At 41.5% G+C, this 17,785-nt stretch carries 16 protein-coding genes; 11 read left to right on the top strand and 5 right to left on the bottom strand.

Going from position 1 to position 17,785, the window contains the following annotated elements; translation table 11 throughout:
- The first annotated feature begins 247 nt into the window (after nucleotides 1–247).
- From BCU84_RS02545 to BCU84_RS02535, 3 genes are all read left to right on the top strand, one after another.
- Entirely contained in the window at nucleotides 248–538 is a 291-nt protein-coding gene (locus tag BCU84_RS02545; protein WP_102475384.1) for a putative quinol monooxygenase, read from the top strand.
- A 98-nt stretch (nucleotides 539–636) separates the two neighbouring features.
- Nucleotides 637–1,377 carry a sulfite exporter TauE/SafE family protein gene (locus BCU84_RS02540; protein WP_102526535.1) on the top strand — a complete coding sequence of 247 codons (741 nt, stop codon included), beginning with the start codon at nucleotides 637–639 and terminating at the stop codon, nucleotides 1,375–1,377.
- Between the two features lie 44 nt (nucleotides 1,378–1,421).
- On the top strand, nucleotides 1,422–2,201 hold the full coding sequence (locus BCU84_RS02535) for a glycine betaine ABC transporter substrate-binding protein (protein WP_102475383.1): 780 nt from the start codon (nucleotides 1,422–1,424) through the stop codon (nucleotides 2,199–2,201).
- Nucleotides 2,202–2,261: 60 nt separating this feature from the next.
- Here the strand turns inward: BCU84_RS02535 and BCU84_RS02530 are convergent, their stop codons facing one another.
- On the bottom strand, nucleotides 2,262–3,185 hold the full coding sequence (locus BCU84_RS02530; protein ID WP_102526534.1) for a LysR family transcriptional regulator: 924 nt from the start codon (nucleotides 3,183–3,185) through the stop codon (nucleotides 2,262–2,264).
- Nucleotides 3,186–3,401: 216 nt separating this feature from the next.
- Between BCU84_RS02530 and BCU84_RS02525 the strand changes: the two genes are divergently transcribed.
- From BCU84_RS02525 to BCU84_RS02495, 7 genes are all read left to right on the top strand, one after another.
- Complete coding sequence (locus tag BCU84_RS02525) at nucleotides 3,402–3,692, top strand: putative quinol monooxygenase (RefSeq protein ID WP_102526533.1); 291 nt, start codon at nucleotides 3,402–3,404, stop codon at nucleotides 3,690–3,692.
- Between the two features lie 199 nt (nucleotides 3,693–3,891).
- Entirely contained in the window at nucleotides 3,892–4,182 is a 291-nt protein-coding gene (locus BCU84_RS02520; protein ID WP_055026561.1) for a putative quinol monooxygenase, read from the top strand.
- Nucleotides 4,183–4,264: 82 nt separating this feature from the next.
- Nucleotides 4,265–5,347: an L-dopachrome tautomerase-related protein gene (locus BCU84_RS02515; RefSeq protein ID WP_102475381.1), complete on the top strand. Its 1,083-nt coding sequence runs from the start codon at nucleotides 4,265–4,267 to the stop codon at nucleotides 5,345–5,347.
- Between the two features lie 194 nt (nucleotides 5,348–5,541).
- Nucleotides 5,542–5,727 (top strand): hypothetical protein, encoded by a 186-nt coding sequence (locus tag BCU84_RS02510; RefSeq protein WP_102490408.1) that lies wholly within the window; start codon nucleotides 5,542–5,544, stop codon nucleotides 5,725–5,727.
- Between the two features lie 376 nt (nucleotides 5,728–6,103).
- Nucleotides 6,104–6,481: a lactoylglutathione lyase gene (gene gloA, locus BCU84_RS02505; protein ID WP_102526532.1), complete on the top strand. Its 378-nt coding sequence runs from the start codon at nucleotides 6,104–6,106 to the stop codon at nucleotides 6,479–6,481.
- 54 nt (nucleotides 6,482–6,535) lie between these two features.
- A complete protein-coding gene (locus BCU84_RS02500) occupies nucleotides 6,536–7,636 on the top strand; it encodes an alkene reductase (protein ID WP_102526531.1) in 1,101 nt (366 codons plus the stop codon).
- A gap of 241 nt (nucleotides 7,637–7,877) precedes the next feature.
- Nucleotides 7,878–8,756 (top strand): DMT family transporter, encoded by an 879-nt coding sequence (locus tag BCU84_RS02495; RefSeq protein ID WP_102526530.1) that lies wholly within the window; start codon nucleotides 7,878–7,880, stop codon nucleotides 8,754–8,756.
- Between the two features lie 149 nt (nucleotides 8,757–8,905).
- Here the strand turns inward: BCU84_RS02495 and BCU84_RS02490 are convergent, their stop codons facing one another.
- The 3 genes from BCU84_RS02490 to BCU84_RS02480 form a co-directional block, all read right to left on the bottom strand.
- Nucleotides 8,906–10,378 carry a phospholipase D family protein gene (locus BCU84_RS02490; protein ID WP_102526529.1) on the bottom strand — a complete coding sequence of 491 codons (1,473 nt, stop codon included), beginning with the start codon at nucleotides 10,376–10,378 and terminating at the stop codon, nucleotides 8,906–8,908.
- A 101-nt stretch (nucleotides 10,379–10,479) separates the two neighbouring features.
- Complete coding sequence (locus tag BCU84_RS02485) at nucleotides 10,480–12,546, bottom strand: carboxylesterase family protein (RefSeq protein WP_102526528.1); 2,067 nt, start codon at nucleotides 12,544–12,546, stop codon at nucleotides 10,480–10,482.
- Nucleotides 12,547–12,816: 270 nt separating this feature from the next.
- The gene (locus BCU84_RS02480) at nucleotides 12,817–14,496 is read right to left on the bottom strand and encodes a hypothetical protein (protein ID WP_198589517.1); all 1,680 of its coding nucleotides are present in this window, start codon (nucleotides 14,494–14,496) and stop codon (nucleotides 12,817–12,819) included.
- Between the two features lie 921 nt (nucleotides 14,497–15,417).
- Between BCU84_RS02480 and BCU84_RS02475 the strand changes: the two genes are divergently transcribed.
- Complete coding sequence (locus BCU84_RS02475; protein ID WP_102526527.1) at nucleotides 15,418–16,593, top strand: patatin-like phospholipase family protein; 1,176 nt, start codon at nucleotides 15,418–15,420, stop codon at nucleotides 16,591–16,593.
- Between the two features lie 260 nt (nucleotides 16,594–16,853).
- Here BCU84_RS02475 and BCU84_RS02470 read toward each other — a convergent pair whose 3' ends face one another.
- Nucleotides 16,854–17,732 (bottom strand): patatin family protein, encoded by an 879-nt coding sequence (locus BCU84_RS02470; protein ID WP_241906342.1) that lies wholly within the window; start codon nucleotides 17,730–17,732, stop codon nucleotides 16,854–16,856.
- Nucleotides 17,733–17,785: the final 53 nt, after the last annotated feature.

Raw genomic sequence — 17,785 nt, 5'->3', positions numbered from 1 at the left:
ACACGGTAAAAACGCGGTATTATTTGAATTATTATCAAAAATAAATAGATAAACACCGTACACATCACCACACAACGCGATCTAATTCCCTCTTTATGGTCAGACTTAAAAATCAATTCTCAAACCAAATTTGATAATAAATCAATTTTTAGACTGTTTTTACTTTGCAATAATCACCGTAATATACACCCAAACCAACAACGCAGCACACCATCAGCTGCTTCAACTCCATACAAAGGAACACACTATGACTAAGCTAACTATCGTTGCAAACATCGTGGCCAATGAAGACAAAATCGAACTGGTAAAAGCAGAGCTGTTGAAATTAATCGACGTCACTCGTGCCGAAGACGGTTGCATCAACTATGACCTCCACCAAGACAACGAAAACCCAGCACACTTCACTTTCTACGAAAACTGGGTATCACGTGAACTTTGGCAAGCACATATGGGTAATCAACACCTTGCCGATTATATGGCAGCAACTGAAGGCTGTGTGGCTAGTTTCGTTGTAAACGAAATGACCCAAATCGCTTAAGCCAACTTTGTATTCCCCCTTATTTGAGTCAATGGCTTTAAAAGTTTTTTGCTCAAATACACTTGTTTTCATCTACGTATTTTCTTGGTTTACATATCATGATCACAGACCTTTGGTTTTATGTTGCAGCGATACCTGCCGTTTTTTTCTATGGCATGGGCAAGGGAGGGGTCGGCGGTATTTTGGGGATGCTATCGGTACCTTTGATGGCGATGAGCGTATCGCCAGTTCAAGCCGCTGCGATTTTATTACCATTATTGTGTGGTATGGATTTAATGGCGCTGTTTTACCACCGCAAGAACTGCAATTACGTCGAGCTAAAAAGTATGATGCCCTTCGCTATTTTGGGGGTGATGAGTGCTGCTTATTTTATGGGTAGTCTGTCAACATCTGTAGTTGAACTTATCATTGGGGGGCTGGCTTTGGTCTTTTTAACACAAAAGTTTCTGCTAAAGCAGGTTCAATTTAGCCACCCGATAAAGGGCTATGCCTTAAGTATGTTGTCTGGGTTTTCCAGTACAATTGCCCATGCCGGTGGCCCGCCTGCAAGCATGCATCTACTGCCAAAAAATCTGCCGAAAGAACAATTAATCGGCACCAGCGTAGTATTTTTCACGGTGCTTAATTTTATTAAGTTGATCCCATACAGCTATATGGGGCTGATCGATATGCAAAACTTGATGACCTCGTTAGTTTTGGTGCCGATTGCGTTTTTAGGGGTTAGAGCCGGTGTGTGGATGGTGAATATCATCTCTCAAGAGTTGATTTACAAGATAAGTTATAGCGTTCTGTTTCTTACGGGAACAAAGATGCTCTATTCCGGCCTCACGGCACTTTAAATGCGATTTTAAAACCTCTTTTTCTTTTATCATAAGGTCACGTTATGTCTAACATTATCAATCTCGGGGTTACCGATTTATCTTTTCATCGCGTTACTGCATCGATAGTTAGCCATGTCTTAACTGATATGGGTTTTCAGGTGGAACGTGTCTACGCACCACATCAAGAAAATTTCCAAAATCTAAAAGCGGGCCGTATCGACATGCTCTCTTCGGCCTGGTTACCTTCAAGCCACGGTATCTATAAATCCGATGTTGAAACGGTAGAGCCTTTGTTAGAGTTAGGTTTGCACTATAAACCGTACGCTCTATGGGGGGTGCCCGATTATGTACCTGAAGAGGTTGTTTCACAAATCAGTGACCTATTAAAACCAGAAGTCGTTAAGCGCACCAACAAACACATTCAAGGTATTAACCCAGGTGCTGGCATTACCCGATTCTCTATTGAAATGATGGACCAATATGGATTAAGCGATGTGGGTTATCATTTTCACTCTGGTTCAGAAGAGGATTGCTTTGGTGCCTACGAACGTGCGGTTGAAAATAATGAGTGGGTTATTGTGCCATTGTGGAAACCACAGTTCTTGCACCACCTATTTACTATCCGTGAATTAAAAGAGCCCAAAGGATTATTGGGTAGCGTTGATCGCGCCATATTATTACTTCGACAAGAAAGATCAATCGTATTTACCCCAGCACAGTTGGCACAGCTAGATCAATTGCGCTTTTCAAATGAAATCATCGCAGAATTGGATTACAAGGTTTGCCGTGCGGGATTAGCGGTTGATGATGTGACTCGTGAGTGGTTGGACAACCATCAGTAGTTAAGACCATCACCGCTTTACTGAGGGCTGGCAATTTCCACGCCCTCACAACCTCAACAGTTAACCCAATAGAATCCCTTTGTCCTTCATTTGGATTAGAATCTGTTCGGTCTTTTCTCTAAGCATATCCCTTAATAGGCGGACGGTTGGGGTAATAGATTGTCGGCTTGGGCATATTAACCAAAGCTCAGTGGAAGTCGGTTTATAGTCTGCCATTACATTGACCACTTTCCCTGTTAGCAAGTCATCGGCCATATCGAGGCAAGACTTGATTGCTACCCCTTTCCCCGCCACACACCAGCGCCGAACGAGATCGCCATCATTAGATGCTCTGTTACCTTTCAGTTTTACCTTAATGTCCTCTTTTCCATCATTAAACAACCACTCATTTTGCAAAATATCATGTAACTGGTAAAACAGGGCATTATGTTCAAGCAGATCATCTGGCTCGGATGGAGTACCGTATTTTGCTAAATACTCCGGGCTGGCGCACAACAGCCTTGGCACATCACAAATTTTAAAACCGTACATACTCGCATCGGTTGGTGAGCCATAGCGCAGCGCCATATCAACAGAATCTCGATAAAAATCGATGTTGCTGTCACTGATACTGGAGCGAAGTGAAACGTCTGGGTAGTCCAACAAAAATTCATCAAGCCAAGGTGTGACCACATTTCGGCCCAAATCAGACGAAAGGGCGATGCGGATCTCTCCATCAATAATCCCTAGCTCTTCACGCATGTTCATTTTGGCTTTTTCAAGCATCTGCAACGCCTCTTCACACTGAGGCAAATAACGCTCGCCGGCAGAAGATAAGCGTATATGACGAGTCGTTCGTACAAATAATTCAGCCCCTAATGATGCCTCAACACGTTTTACCGCCGCACTTGCCGTTGCCGTGCGCATATCCAGATTTGTCGCAGCAGCAGTGATGCTGCGAAACTCTGCGACTTTTAAAATGACCTGAAAATCCTCTAAGAGCATAACCGTTACCTTTTAATCAGTGTGTTAACAAAATCTGAAAATGACTATCCCTTTATATCGCACCACATGAAATATTAAAAGATTATTATCAAATTTTAATTGGTAATTATTCAATTGATAGGCTGTTTTTCATTGGCAATGTTCGCACTATTATACCTCCATACCAACAACGCAGTGCGCTAAGCACGGCACTAACTCAGAACGAAGGAAACTCCTATGACTACATTAACGATTGTTGCAAACATCAAAGCCAATGACGACAAAATTGAACTTGTGAAAGCTGAGCTACTAAAACTTATCGAGATAACTCGTGCTGAAGAAGGTTGCATCAACTATGACCTTCATCAAGACAACGACAACCCAGCGCATTTTACTTTTTATGAAAACTGGGTATCACGTGAACTTTGGCAAGTTCATATGGGCAACCAGCACCTTGCTGACTACATGACAGCAACCGAAGGCTCTGTCGCAAGTTTCACTGTCAACGAAATGACCAAGATCTCTTAGTTAAAAATTAACGTATTCAAACATTCAATTATCAAAATAGATTTGAAAGTATTTAAAATATAAGTCAGTAATTGAGTGTAGTACCTGTACTACATTTAGTGAGTAACTCAATATGACATGACGAGTTGCCCTATCACTAAAACATTAAAGACATCAAAATTACCGACGATTTCGGTATCAAATTTAAAAGGAACATCCCATGACTACATTAACGATTGTTGCAAACATCAAAGCTAATGACGACAAAATTGAACTGGTGAAAGCCGAGCTACTAAAGCTTATCGACATTACTCGCGCTGAAGAAGGTTGCATCAACTATGACCTTCATCAAGACAACGAAAACCCAGCGCATTTTACTTTTTATGAAAACTGGGTATCACGTGAACTTTGGCAGGCTCATATGGGCAACCAGCACCTTGCGGACTACATGACAGCAACGGAAGGCTCTGTCGCAAGCTTCACAGTCAACGAAATGACTAAGATCGCGTAACGACAAAATAAAACAAGCTTGTTATAGCACTATGCCCTGACTAAAACGGTTAGGGCATCAAAGAACACCAATGAGGCTCGACATGAAAAATATCAAAATCTTACTAACACTTGCGACTGCGATGATAGTTAACACAGCGCAAGCGGCTGATATCGAAGTGGTTGCCAAGCTTGATGGCACACGACCAGGGAACATTACAGTAACGAAGCAGGGGCGTACTTTCCTTTCTATGCAACCCCTTGATGCACCTGAACTTCGTGTTGTTGAATTGATGAAGGATGGCTCAACCAAAGCATTTCCAACCCAAGACTGGGCAGATGGTCCAGATAAAGGTGAGGTTGGTTTGGCTTCAGTAATCGGTATTGATAGTACCGATGATGGTGTTGTGTGGGTGTTAGATATGGGCAGTGAAACTTCGCCTTCGCAAATTGTTGCATGGGATACCGTCAACGATAAGCTATTTAAACGCATTGAAATTGGAAAAGACGTACAGGTCGGTAACTCTTTTTTACAGGATTTTGCATTAGATACACTGCGTAACCAGATGTACATTGCCGATACGAGTTTAGGTAATCTGTATGGCGAAGCTGCGCCTGCCTTTGTTGTTGTAGATTTAAATACAGGTAAATCTCGCCGCGTTTTGCAATCAAATAAAGCACTGCTTTCACCTGAGCATGAAGTTGTGATTGATAGTTCTCGTATGGCGACAAAGCGTGAAGATGGTAGCGTTGATGCGCTTTATCTTGGTGTGAATCCAATCACTATTGATGCAAATAATGAATGGCTATATTTTGGTACAGTCAATGGTAGTGCTATCTACCGTATTCCTGCCGCTGCTCTTGCTAACACAGCGCTTAGTGAAGATGCATTGGCCGAGCAGATTGAATTTTTCAGTGAAAAACGTCCAAGTGATGGCATGATTATCGCAGATAACGGTGATATCTATGTCGGTGATATTGAGAAAAATGCTGTTGGTGTGGTGAATAAAGACGGCTACAAAATCTTTGCACAAGATGACAAGTTATTGTCATGGGCAGATGGTTTCTCTATCCAGGGTGATTACTTGTACGTCACTCAAAACTCTCTTCACTTCCACCCTGCTTTCAACGAAGGCGAAGAAGGTTCAACCAAGCCATACCATGTGCTTCGAATCAAACTTAACTAATTGATGGTCTTTATGGCGGGAGTCATTCTCTCCTGTCCTTATTTTTCAATTCAATAGCGAGCCCATCATGAAAAATTCACGATAAAACCGAGTCGAGACCTTATCCAGATGTCTGAATTTGCCTCATCTGCTGTTGGCGGAGATGATGTGATTGCTGACGGTAGCAAGGTTACACATCTTCAGGTTGGAGCCGCGTGGTTGGCCTGTTTTTTCCGACTTGGGACACTGTCGCGATCAATCAAGGTATCAACGATGTGGCCAGAGGCGGAGGCAGTACTGATGGTATGTTAGCTCAGGAAGTGGTGGGTCATGAAGATCGCTTTATAACTTTTCCAGATCACCTTTCTTACGAAGAAGCATCAACTGTAGTGGATCAGTAAATTTGGCCACATAGTCAGAACTCTAGACATAAGGAAAAGTAAGTCTAATCGCGTGTCTTGAAATTAGCCTCAATCCTGCTCTAGCTTGTTTTGGGGCAAAAGCTTGTTAAATGCTCCAATGGCTAGTATGAAAATTTTCAATCTTTAATGTCTCTATTTCACACTTCATTGTTTAGTTTCAGACCTTAATGTACGTCGACAATTGCAAATTAACCTGTGGTTCTGGCTATAAAATGGGGAATACTTAGTTGTTGATAACAAAAAATTATGATTTTAAGAATTTTTAATGATTATATTTTTATAATACTAAGTCGTAAAATAGCTTTAATCGCTAGTGATAGCAGCACATTTATTTGCACATGCTTAAGGGTTTTTTATGAAATTTCTACACACGATGATCAGAGTTGCTGATCTTGATACATCAATAGAATTTTACACTCATGTATTGGGTATGAAGGTGTTAGAGCGTCATGAAAATACTGATTATCGCTATACCTTAGTGTTTGTTGGTTATGAGCAAGGCGGCACGACTATCGAATTGACCCATAATTGGGATACCGATGAATATGAAATGGGTAACGCTTTTGGTCATTTAGCCTTAGGTGTTGACGATATTTATGCGGCGTGTGACAAGATTAAAGCATTAGGCGGAAACATCACTCGCGAGCCAGGCCCTGTTAAAGGCGGCGAAACTCACATTGCTTTTATTACTGATCCAGATAACTACCAGATTGAACTGATTCAATTAGATTAAGTTTTCCTTGGCATATTGCCGATTGATTTCCCATTTTCGTTATAAGGAAAGACCATGAAAGATGCATTATTTCAAACTATTCAATTAGGTGAACACGCCCTAAAAAATCGTATTGTTATGCCACCAATGACACGCTCTCGTGCAACACAGCCTGGTAACTCTGCAAACGATATGATGGCTGAGTACTATGGTCAGCGCGCACAAGCAGGTCTAATTGTGGCTGAAGGCACCCAAATTTCTGCAATGGGTCAAGGCTATGCTTGGACACCAGGCATTTACTCGCCTGAGCAAATTGCGGGTTGGAAGAAAACCACTGAAGCCGTGCATGCTAATGGTGGAGTTGTCTTTGCCCAGCTTTGGCACGTAGGTCGCGTTACCCATCCAGCAAACATTGGCGGTGAACAGCCAATTTCATCATCAGCGATGAAAGCTGAAAATGTAAAAGTATTCATTGATGACGGCAGCAATGCACCGGGTTTTGTGGATGTGGTTGAGCCACGTGCAATGACCAAAGCTGACATCGAACAAGTGATTGGCGAGTATCGTCAGGCTGCATTAAATGCCATTGAAGCTGGCTTTGATGGAATCGAGTTACATGCGGCAAATGGTTATTTGATCAATCAGTTCATTGATTCAGAAGCGAACGATCGCACTGATGAATATGGTGGCTCAATCGAAAACCGTCTGCGCTTTTTAAGTGAAGTCGTCACGGCGATGGTTGATGCCATTGGCGCTGATAAAGTGGGTGTGCGTTTAGCGCCATTTACCTCACTTAACGGCACTGTTGATGCAACGCCTGTTGAAACCTATACCGCTGCTGCAGCAATGCTTAATGGTCATAACATTGTTTATTTACACATCGCAGAAGTAGATTGGGATGATGCGCCTGAAACCCCACTTGAATTCAGACAAGCCGTACGTGAAGCTTACAAAGGCGTGTTAATTTACGCAGGTAAGTATGACGCAGCAAAGGGCGGACAAGCGATTAACGATGGCTTAGCTGACATGATTGGTTTTGGTCGTCCGTTTGTATCAAACCCTGACCTACCGAACCGCATTAAAAATGGTTACCCATTAGTTGCCCATGATCCTGCTACCTTATTCGGCGGAGATGAAAAAGGCTTAACTGATTACCCAGAGTACAGTGAGCAGTAAACTAGCTCATGGCTAAAAAGATTGGCTAGTTGAATCCGCTGCGATCAACTAGAATAGAGATTAATAGCAACCTCGCTAACGCTTGGTTGCTATTTTTTTGGTATTTTAATTATTTAAATCCATCGTGATAAATCTCGTTGATTTCACAGTTTACAAAAACAATGTTCGTGACTTTATCGATAATCGTTTATAACAGCGTCACTTCTTTTCATATTCATCAATTCCACTTTAGAGGCCATACATGCGCGGAGCCTTGTTTTTATTCATCGCCACTTTGTTGGCTGCACTTGGCTGGATTGCCTCGAAAGTCGTGGTAATGGATATGCCAGGCGAGACCTTTATTGCCAGTCGCTTCATGCTAGCAAGTCTAGTGTTACTGCCATTTTGCTATAAAAGCTTATGGCGTTTGCGGGCGAAACAAATTCTGCTTGCTTGTGGCGTGGGGATCTTTCTAGGTCTGGCACTATTGGTATGGGTACATGCGGTGTCAGTGACCCAAAGCTTGTCGGAAGGGGCATTCATTATGAGCCTAGCCATGATCATTGCACCGATGACAGCCTGGATTTTATTTAAGATTAAACCTAACAAAGCTTTTTGGTATGCCTTACCCATGAGTATTGCTGGGATGATGCTCATGACATTAACCAATGGCTGGCAAGTGGATGAATCTCAATGGTTCTTTTTATTCGCTTCAGCGTTATTGTCAGTTCATTTTGTATTAAATAAGAAGATCAGCAATCGTATTAAACCGTTAGATTCAATCTGCTTACAGCTGTTTATGGTAGGTTTAGTCGGCGGTATTTATGTTGCGTTCACGCAGCAAGCACCGTTTGAAGTCAGCAGTAACTTGGCGATATGGTTTGTGTTATCTACAGTGTTTGCGACATCGCTGCGTTACTTATTACAGACCATAGGTCAGTATTCTGTGAACATGGAAACCGCCGCGCTGATTATGGTTTTAGAGCCGATTTGGACCTTAATGTTGAGTATCTTGATGTTAGGTGAAAGCGTAGAAATGCAAAAGCTAGCGGGTGGCGTGGTGATCTTCTTGTCATTGATTATGTATATTAAATTATCAAAGCATTCACTTAAGTCTACAAATAAACAGAAAGCTGATTAAGCAGAACGCTGCACCCAATCACCCAATCACCCAATCACCCAATCAGCCAATGGTAAATGGTAGATGGTTATAGTCGGCGAAGTTATTTGAATCAAAGCACAGTTAAAAGGTGTTGATTAAAGTCATTAATCAACACCTTTTGGATTTAATTACAGCTCCGACTCACCATCCATTTTCTTGAATAACCAATCCGGTAGCTTATGCCAACTACCATAGTTTGGGTTTGACTTTAGTACTTCTTGTTGCGACTGCCATTCAATCTCGCCTTCAGCGTTTTTGCTCACTTGCCAATACAGAGATGATTGCTGGGCAAATAGGTAATGATGCAACTTCTCAGCAAAGGCTGCACTGTGAACAAATAACCCAAACTCCACATTGATAAAGTCTGAGCGCGGATCAAAGTTAGACGACCCGATATAAGACACGCGGCTATCTAAAATGATGGTTTTATTGTGATAATAAGTATCGCCATGATAAAAGTGGTCATCATTTTTAGCCGTGTCTTTATATTCGAAAATATCGACGCCCATATCCAGTAAGGTTTTACGGTGTTCTTCGTAGTAGGCGGGTATAAATAACGAGTCGTTCGATGCCGATGAGTTTGTGACTAGCTGTACTTTTGCACCTTGCTTTGTAAGCTTTGATACCACCGAAAAATCACCGTCGGTTGGCACAATATATGGGGTTGAAATAACCGCCTCTTTGGCATTAGCCAATTCATCCTGGATTGCAATTTCAGCACGTTGTCTAAAGTAAGGTAAACGGTTTTCCATTTTATTTAGCGAATCAAACACTGGGGAAACGGTGACATCAATCCACTGCGCTGCTGGCATTGTGTTGATGGTGTGCTCAATATCGGCAATAATTTCAGCATGCTTTTTTGTTGCCTTATTGAAGGCTTTTTTAAAATAGCGGGTATCGTTAATGTCTTTTTTAACATGAATCAGCTCGGCAATAGGCACTAAGTGTTCACTGTGCCACTGACGCTCATAATTGGTCGCGAAAGGCGCGATGACGTCACCTGAAAATAAAACATCTAGGTCGTAAAAGTTGGCCGCTTTACTGTAACCGAAATATTCGTCACCGATATTTCTACCACCTAAAATCATGTACTGATGATCAATGTTAAAGTATTTTTCGTGCAGGCGATTATCTAGCTTCTGCTGATGAATTTGAAAATCAAAAGCCCGTCCAGCCCAACCCATTTTGCGCGAATTAAAAGGGTTAAATATTCTGATTTGTACATTAGGGTGTTTATCAATATCAGCTAACCATTTGTCATTAAACACTAATAAGTCATCTAAGGTTAACCTAACTTTGACGCCGCGATCGGCAGCCTTGCTAATTTCATTTAGCAGGCTTAGTCCTAAGGTATCGCCATTCCATGAAAAGTAGGTCATGTCGATGCTACTTTTGGCTTGCCTGACTAACTCAATACGGTGTGCAAATGCTTCATTGGCTCTAGGGATGATATAAGCTTTAGCTTGATAATCACGCTTTTGAAAGTTGGCCTCAAAATCGTCTGGTACGCTTGGGTTCGGGGTGGCGCAGCCGCTTAACAGCAAGATGCCACATAGCAAAGCCCAAATGGAATTGTGCTGGTTAAGTTTGAATAATGTCATTGAAAATATTTTACCTTAGCAAGAAAAAGTCATAGAAAAGGCCAGCGAACTGGCCTTATTAACATGTCATTAGTGTGTTGTGCTAGACACCTGGTTAATGCTTACATGTAACCTAATATTAGATTTAGGTTTTCTAGTCCTTGTAGGCGACCGTCGCGTAATTCTGGGTCGACGCCTGGTTGTTTGCTATCCCAATCTTGGGTGAAGGTTTCAACGCCATCTTCATCAAACACAAGTACACTGTCACTGTTGTATTGGTAGTCGTTAAACAGCTCATCGCTGAACCATAGACGAGACATTCTATCCATCAATGCTTGGTCTTTAGTGCTTACTTTTACTGAAGAACCATCCAGTTTTAACGGTTTGTTAAACACAAATGGCAGTTCTGATGCATTACAAGCACCGCTAATACAGCTTACAGTCTTAAGTACATCGCCAATATCCACAGCGCCTTCTTGTCCATCGGTATTGTAAGTCCATACGTTAAAGCTTGCGTGATAACCAAATTGGTAAAAGGTCGCTTCTACATTATCCTCTTGGCTGTCGCGAGCCTGTTTACGTGCAGGTCCTGCAAATAACACGTCATTCAACATCATTTTAAACTGCTTCATGTTGGCTAACGCGCCTGACACTTCACCTTCTTTGTTTGGGTAAAAATCAGTTAAGCCTAATAAGCCATTCGTGGTGTCACCATTACCTAAACCAAAGTAAAACTTGGTAATCGCCTCGTATGCAGAGCTTGGTAAAATATCGCCAAGTTCGACTTGCGCTTTAATATCATCAGCAGTTAGTTGGGCTATTTCTTGCTCTACTAATGCCATGTTATTTTTGTCTGCAAGCCACTCAATCATGTTTTGGTTAACATCGCCTTGCTCGATTAAATCTTGGTCATCTTCAGTCATTAAGTTAATAATGGTTGGAATTAAAAACGTTAAGCTTGGCAGCATAGCGGTGCTGCTAGCTTCGTCAGTGTTTGACCCCACAACCGTTGGCACAGTGAAGTGATCAAGTGCTGGCTGAGTTCTTAAGTGATAACCTTTAATGGTTGAACCAAAAATCGGTTTTTTATATTCAATGTAAGGCGCGAAAGGCATTAAGTTTGCCAATGGCGTCGTTTCATTTGAAACCTTACTGGTTAAACAAATACCACTGCCAACTAAGTTGTCTAAGTCAACACAAGATAATCCAGTCCAGTCGCCAATGCGCGAAAGCGCTGATGATGCTTTTCTTTGTACTTCTAACAATTGATCAAGTGGCAAATCTTTTAAATCAACTTGGTCAAGCTCAGGCATTTCGGCCTGATAATCTGCTATTTTATCGGCAAAATCTTCTGCTTGGTCGTAACTACGATAATCGAAACCTGCTGGATTACTTTGCATAATCGCGCGAGTAAAGTACTCACCTGACATCGGCTCTTCGGTGTCAGTTTGCTGTAAAATACCGACAGACATAGCGCCAGCGCCTTGACCCATTAAGGTGACATTTTCAATATCACCGCCGAATTCTGCGATGTTTTGGTTAATCCACTTAAGGGCTGTTTTTTGGTCGCCAAGGCCATAGTTGCCGCCCTGCGAATCTTTCAGCCAGTGGCTGCCTAACATGCCTAAACGATAGTTAAGGGTAATGGCAATAAATGGGTTACCTTCAGCTGTACCTTGAGCGACAACGGTATCGCCATGAATAAGCGGTTCAGAACCTGCACCAGACTCGAAATCGCCACCATGAATAAATACATAAACAGGTAATGATGTCTCTTCTGCGACATCTGCAGGACGCCAAATATTAAGGCTTAAACAATCTTCAGATTGCAGTTCCTGTGTGGTTTTAAGCTGGGGACAAGCAAAACCAAACTCTGTGGCATTAACTTCAGTTGTCATGTCGCTTACGCCGCTGTGAACAAATCGTTCTGCTGTTGCGTAAGTAATGCCTTTAAAGCTTTCAATGCTGGCTAAAGACTCTTCGCCGTCACTTGAAGTGACTACGTGAGATTCTTTTGTTGCTGTAATAATGCTGTTACCGATTTCAAGGCTGACTTCTTCAGGTGGTAACGGCTGAAGTTGTGGTGGTGGAGTCGGTGTTGTTTCTGGCGTCTCATCACTATCACTACCGCAAGCGGCTAAAGTCAGTGTAATGGTAACGGCTAGTAGTGTTTTATTGAACAAAGTCATCGTTGTATCCTGTAATACTCTAGCTGTTATAAGCTAGGCTGTTGACGTAGCCAGCAGTTCGCCAAGTTAGGCTTACTGATTATTGTTAAGGTCTGTTGGCTGCGCTGTCAGTGAATGTGGGTGTATAATAATTGCTCAAGCTATCTATCTGTAATCGCATATGTAGGATGGAGTCCTCATTGAGTTTTCAGCCTACATAGCCATAGTCAGTGATATTGAGCTAGCCTTTAGTTGGCTAGCTCGTCATGTGCTTTGTCGAACAATTAATATTTAGAAGTGGTAGCCAAAGTTAACCGTAAATGAGTTACGTGTTTCGCCTTTGTTGTAAAGCACACTCAGGTTGTAGTTTTTGCCAAATTGCTTGTTAAATCCGATTAAGTAAGCCCATTTGTTTAGGTCTACGCCGACGTTATAGAAAAATTCTTCTCCGCCTAGTTCAACACCAGCAATCGTGCCTTCCATATTCGGATTTAAGTCTTGATACTCAGCACCAACAAAAATTTGTGCACGGTAATCAGCTAATTGGTAACCCAACATAGGTTGAATCGTTAAGATACCGTCGCTCCATTTATCACTACCTTCCATTTTTGTTTTGGTGTAAGTGGTTGTTACTGAGGCAAAAAGCTGTTTGTAGCCAACTGATAAAGTCGTACCGATACCGGCTAAGTCATAATGTAAATCAAGTGGCACTGATAATGTGCCCGAGTTACATAATGCAGATAGCTCATCACATAGTGCGTTACCTAATCCTGGTAGTTTGTTATTCAGTGCATCTTGTAGTTGGCGACCAATTTCACCGGTGTACTCCGCATCAACCTGGGCATCAACATTCAGTTTTCCGTAGTACCCAAACACATTCCAAAATGGCAGGATGTTCATTTCACCGCGTAAAGTTAATGTTTCAGCATTCACTTGGGCTACCGATTTATAGGGATCGAATAGCTCATTTAACTTAATGCCCATAATGTCAAAGTCAGTAAAGCCAAAGTTCATATCTTGGTTGCGGTACGCCATAGAGATACCAAACGGTAAAGGCACATCAATGCCTTGCTGGCGAACCATGTCACTCATTAAAGGAAAGACTCTGTCTAACTTTACGCTTTCCTCTTTGTATCTCGGATCAGATACCTGTGATAAACGTGCTTCGTTTAGCACTTTAGAGTGTGTTTCATCATCGTAAAAAACCACAGGTTCAACCAAGGTAGTAACACTCACAGGTTGGGCTTTTTTATTCATGCCAATAGCTTGGATGTGCTTTTGCTTAATTCTGACGCCTTCATCGTGAACCTCAAAATCAACCACTTGTTGATAGTCATTAATTCGAAAATTTTGGTATGCAAAATCACGAGTATTTTTAATAACCATACGCACTGGTTGATTGTTTTCCGCAATGATTTTAACTCGCATAAAACGGAAATAAGCGATGTCTTGTGGTAAGCCAAATTTTGAATAGTTAAATGCAATTTCTACCTGACCATTACCCAGCTCAGTTGCAGTAACAGAGTTTGGATCGTAGCTTTGGGCATATTTACGTAAGCGATACTCAATTTTGGTGTTGGCTTCAATTTCATTGATGATGTCTTCATTTTCATCAACCTTGGATGGATCGTATTTAATCCTAAGGTCAATGTTGCCTTTCTCATCAGTATTTTGAACCAAGAAGACTTCTGAACGACGCTCTTGGTCACCCACTTTAGTTGTGCGGCTTACATGCTCGACCAAGTGCTCACCTTGCGCTAATGAGCTTAAGCCAAGCTTAGGTAGATCATCAGCAATACCGTACTTTGCAAAAATAGCTCTGCCAGTCAAAATTTGTTCTTGCTGTTTAACGACTTCGATTTGCGTATCTTCAGCAAATGCATGCACTGGATAATTGAGTGCCAACAAGCCTATACCAAGGGTTAATACTTGCATTGGGAATGATGTCATCCAGTTCTTTGTAAAGCTCATGTCTAATACTCCTATTGAACCGCAAAACTATGCGTATTCAATCGTTATTGATATCAACTAACGAACCTTGGTCAGTTGTGAACCCCATACAATTTCTGCTTAAAGTGGCGCATCTTTATGTGCTGCTCATCTTGTTACATTGTTGAAATTGCATCGGTCTTAATGTGTTGGCGAGCATTCTAGGGGGAGACATTAATTTAAGTTAATCGCGTTTGTAGGATGAAACCCTCAGGTTGTTTTTTGCTCGCTGAGGGTTATTTGTTCTTTATTAAGTCGTGGGAGCGAGTTAATTGAGCTGAATGGCAATTAACCAATTGCCAATCGTCGATTGGTTTTAAGGGCGTAGTTTTAGTCGCTTAGTTATAGGCGCTTAGTTATAGGCGCTTAGTTTTAGTCGCTTAGTTTTAGTCGCTTAGTTCTAGCCGCTTAGCTTTAGTCGCTTAGTTATAGTCGCTTAACTTTAAAGGTTTAGCCTAAGGCGCTTAGTTATAGCCGCTTAGCTTTAGCCGCTTAGCTTTAGTCGCTTAGTTTTAGCCGCTTAGCTTTAGACGCTTAGCTAAGGTTTTGTGCTTTTAAACGGAAGATGACTCTTGGAAGAGGTGGTGATTTGATTTGTTATTTTTTATTGGAGCAAGCCAAAACACTCAGCAAGAGAGTTAAAGGTATGGATGTTCTAGGCGAGGGTTTAATCCTACAAACGTGATTTAAGTGCAGGTTAGTTTGTCTTTATAGTGCCCCAATTCAAGCTGCATATATGACGTTAGCCTTAAAATAAATACACCATGGTGTGCTTATTAGGGGGTAATTAGTCATAACAGATATAACCCCGTTTATTGAACGATAAGCCTTCCTGTTTACTGCTAATAAAAACAGTTAAACGAGTGAGATGCATGTCGCTATACAGACCAAAAGAGAGATAGCATGACTCATATTAAGAAATTAGCTGCATTATTGTTAGTGACCATTTTAATGGGCTGTAGCACGACGCATACACTAGATATTCGTATTCCTGAAAAAGGATATGAACAGGCTATCGTTGGTGATATTGCCGATAATACATCGAAAGAACCTTTACGTTTTTGGGCCGGTGAGCAGGATGATTTTTTATATTCAGAGCTTAACAAATCAACTCCACTGAAGGTTCAAGGTGATGCGTTAAATATTCTCGTGCTATCGGGGGGAGGTGCTAAAGGTGCGTTTGGTACTGGTATCGTAAATGGCTTATATGAACAAGATAAACTTGAGCAATACACCATTGTAACAGGCGTGAGTGCAGGGGCTCTGATTGCACCATTTGCATTTTTAGGTGGCGATGAAGTTCCTCGACTAAAAGAAGTCATGTTAGGTATCACAGATAAAGAAGTGATTGGTAAACGTAATTTTTTAAATACGTTATTCAAAGACGGGTTTAGCAATGGCGACAATATGCTCGAGTTTATTACCCATGTATATAACCCAGAAATGATTGAGCAAATTGCCAAGCAACATCAAGCGGGTCGTCGACTCTTTATTGGCACCACTCAATTTGATTCAGGTCGTTTATCCATTTGGAATATTGGTCAAATTGCCAATAGCGATATAGAAAATAAACAGGTTTTAATTCATCAGATTATTGCTGCAAGTTCGTCAATTCCTGGGGTTTTTCCGCCGCAGTTTATTCAAGTGAATTATCAAGGTGAACAGTACGAAGAGCTGCATGTCGATGGCGGTTTATCGGCGCAAATGTTCTTTGAACCGACTCAAACTGACTTTAGCAAAGTGTCTAAAGCTTTAGGGTTAACGCAGCAGCCTTATATTCATGTTATTCGCAACGGCATGTTTAATATGCCCTATGAACCGACGCCAGATAAAGGCATGAAACTCCTAACTCGCAGTTTAAAAAGCTTAACCGTACTGCAAAGTCGTGGAGACTTATACAAGATGCTTTACGATAGCGAACTTCAGCAAATCGATTTACGTTTTACCTATGTTGATGATGAGTTTAAAGCGCCTTCAAAAACCAAAGCGATGTTTGACCTTGAATACATGAAAGCGCTTTATCAATATGGCTTTGACAAGGTAGTAAATGGCACCGTGTGGTCACAAGAACTGCCATAAGTAACACCGTTATAAGTATGTTTTATCTATAATTAGTATAAGAAAAAACAATAACTTAATTATTAATCTACTCGTTGGTTATTGGCGTTCGTTATCATGTTTTGTGGTGTCACGAATAGCCAACTTGCCTTAAGGCATTTTTTTCGTAACCAGTGCACGGAAGCTACACGTTAACCGGACTTTATGTCCGGTTTTTTTTGTCTATTTTTTAAGGATGATATTGTTTAAGGCAGATATTATTTAAGGCTGAGTTTGCCGGTTCAACTGTTACCAACTGCTAGATTGGCGGCATCAATGCCCATTTGATAACCAGACTCTAAGATGGCTTTATCTGTGGTTAGACGGCCAACATTGAATTCTGCTGGTGGAGCGATAACATTGATTTTGCAATCCAGGGGTGGTGACTGAATAAAATCAATCGCGTCATTATAACTATTGGCACGATTGACCATTGCATTGGCTAGTTGTGGGTGAGCTTTTAATGCACGCTTTATTAGCCAAGGTAGTTTCGGGGATTTCTTTCGGTAACCCAGTGGCCTTGATAGCACGACAGTGATTTCTTTCGCTCCCATTTCGTAGGCTTTGATAATTGGAATCGAGTCAGCGATACCGCCATCTGTCATGGGGCTGCCTTGATAGGCTGGAAAATCTCTAAATGCGATAGGTACTGAACATGATGCTTTTAAGATATGTTCGATATTGTCAGCATTACTTTTAATATAAACCGCTTTTCCAGTAGTAATGTCTGTTGTGACCACAAATAGTGGGACCGGTTGTTGGCTAAAGGTGTCCATATCAAAGTGACATTCTTTGGCAAGAATATCCCATAACCAGTTTAGGTCTAGCCAGTGTCCACCTTTAATAAAACGTTTTAAATCAATGAATTCAGGCAAGCATGAGTAGTGGGTGATAATACGGTAATTTCGTTGCTTTTGATTTGAAAGCCAAGAGGCGAGATTAGTTGAACCAGCGGAAACACCGATACAAAAATCAAAAGGGCGATGGTTTAAATCAATAAAACGATCTAACACTCCTGAGGCAAAAATCCCTCGCATGGCACCACCTTCTACAATCAAGGCGTGAGGTGGGGGAGATGGCTGAAGTAAATTGGTATCCATGCGTGTGTTAACTGGTTTCATTTTGATTATTTATTGAGTTATGTACATTAGTTATTAGGCTGTAATTAGAAAGC

It is taken from the genome of Shewanella sp. 10N.286.51.B7 (assembly GCF_002873615.1).
GTDB classification, from domain to species: domain Bacteria; phylum Pseudomonadota; class Gammaproteobacteria; order Enterobacterales; family Shewanellaceae; genus Shewanella; species Shewanella electrodiphila.
Note: the sequence above shows the minus strand (reverse complement) of the source record. Positions and strands in the feature narration are given on the sequence as shown.

Excerpts from the sequence above, each read along its gene's own strand:
- BCU84_RS02485 (WP_102526528.1), bottom strand. The coding sequence starts at position 12,546 with ATGACTTTGTTCAATAAAACACTACTAGCCGTTACCATTACACTGACT.
- BCU84_RS02535 (WP_102475383.1), top strand. The coding sequence starts at position 1,422 with ATGTCTAACATTATCAATCTCGGGGTTACCGATTTATCTTTTCATCGC.
- BCU84_RS02475 (WP_102526527.1), top strand. The coding sequence starts at position 15,418 with ATGACTCATATTAAGAAATTAGCTGCATTATTGTTAGTGACCATTTTA.
- BCU84_RS02515 (WP_102475381.1), top strand. The coding sequence starts at position 4,265 with ATGAAAAATATCAAAATCTTACTAACACTTGCGACTGCGATGATAGTT.
- BCU84_RS02495 (WP_102526530.1), top strand. The coding sequence starts at position 7,878 with ATGCGCGGAGCCTTGTTTTTATTCATCGCCACTTTGTTGGCTGCACTT.
- BCU84_RS02480 (WP_198589517.1), bottom strand. The coding sequence starts at position 14,496 with ATGAGCTTTACAAAGAACTGGATGACATCATTCCCAATGCAAGTATTA.
- gloA (WP_102526532.1), top strand. The coding sequence starts at position 6,104 with ATGAAATTTCTACACACGATGATCAGAGTTGCTGATCTTGATACATCA.
- BCU84_RS02545 (WP_102475384.1), top strand. The coding sequence starts at position 248 with ATGACTAAGCTAACTATCGTTGCAAACATCGTGGCCAATGAAGACAAA.
- BCU84_RS02540 (WP_102526535.1), top strand. The coding sequence starts at position 637 with ATGATCACAGACCTTTGGTTTTATGTTGCAGCGATACCTGCCGTTTTT.
- BCU84_RS02470 (WP_241906342.1), bottom strand. The coding sequence starts at position 17,732 with ATGAAACCAGTTAACACACGCATGGATACCAATTTACTTCAGCCATCT.
- BCU84_RS02490 (WP_102526529.1), bottom strand. The coding sequence starts at position 10,378 with ATGACATTATTCAAACTTAACCAGCACAATTCCATTTGGGCTTTGCTA.
- BCU84_RS02520 (WP_055026561.1), top strand. The coding sequence starts at position 3,892 with ATGACTACATTAACGATTGTTGCAAACATCAAAGCTAATGACGACAAA.
- BCU84_RS02525 (WP_102526533.1), top strand. The coding sequence starts at position 3,402 with ATGACTACATTAACGATTGTTGCAAACATCAAAGCCAATGACGACAAA.
- BCU84_RS02530 (WP_102526534.1), bottom strand. The coding sequence starts at position 3,185 with ATGCTCTTAGAGGATTTTCAGGTCATTTTAAAAGTCGCAGAGTTTCGC.
- BCU84_RS02500 (WP_102526531.1), top strand. The coding sequence starts at position 6,536 with ATGAAAGATGCATTATTTCAAACTATTCAATTAGGTGAACACGCCCTA.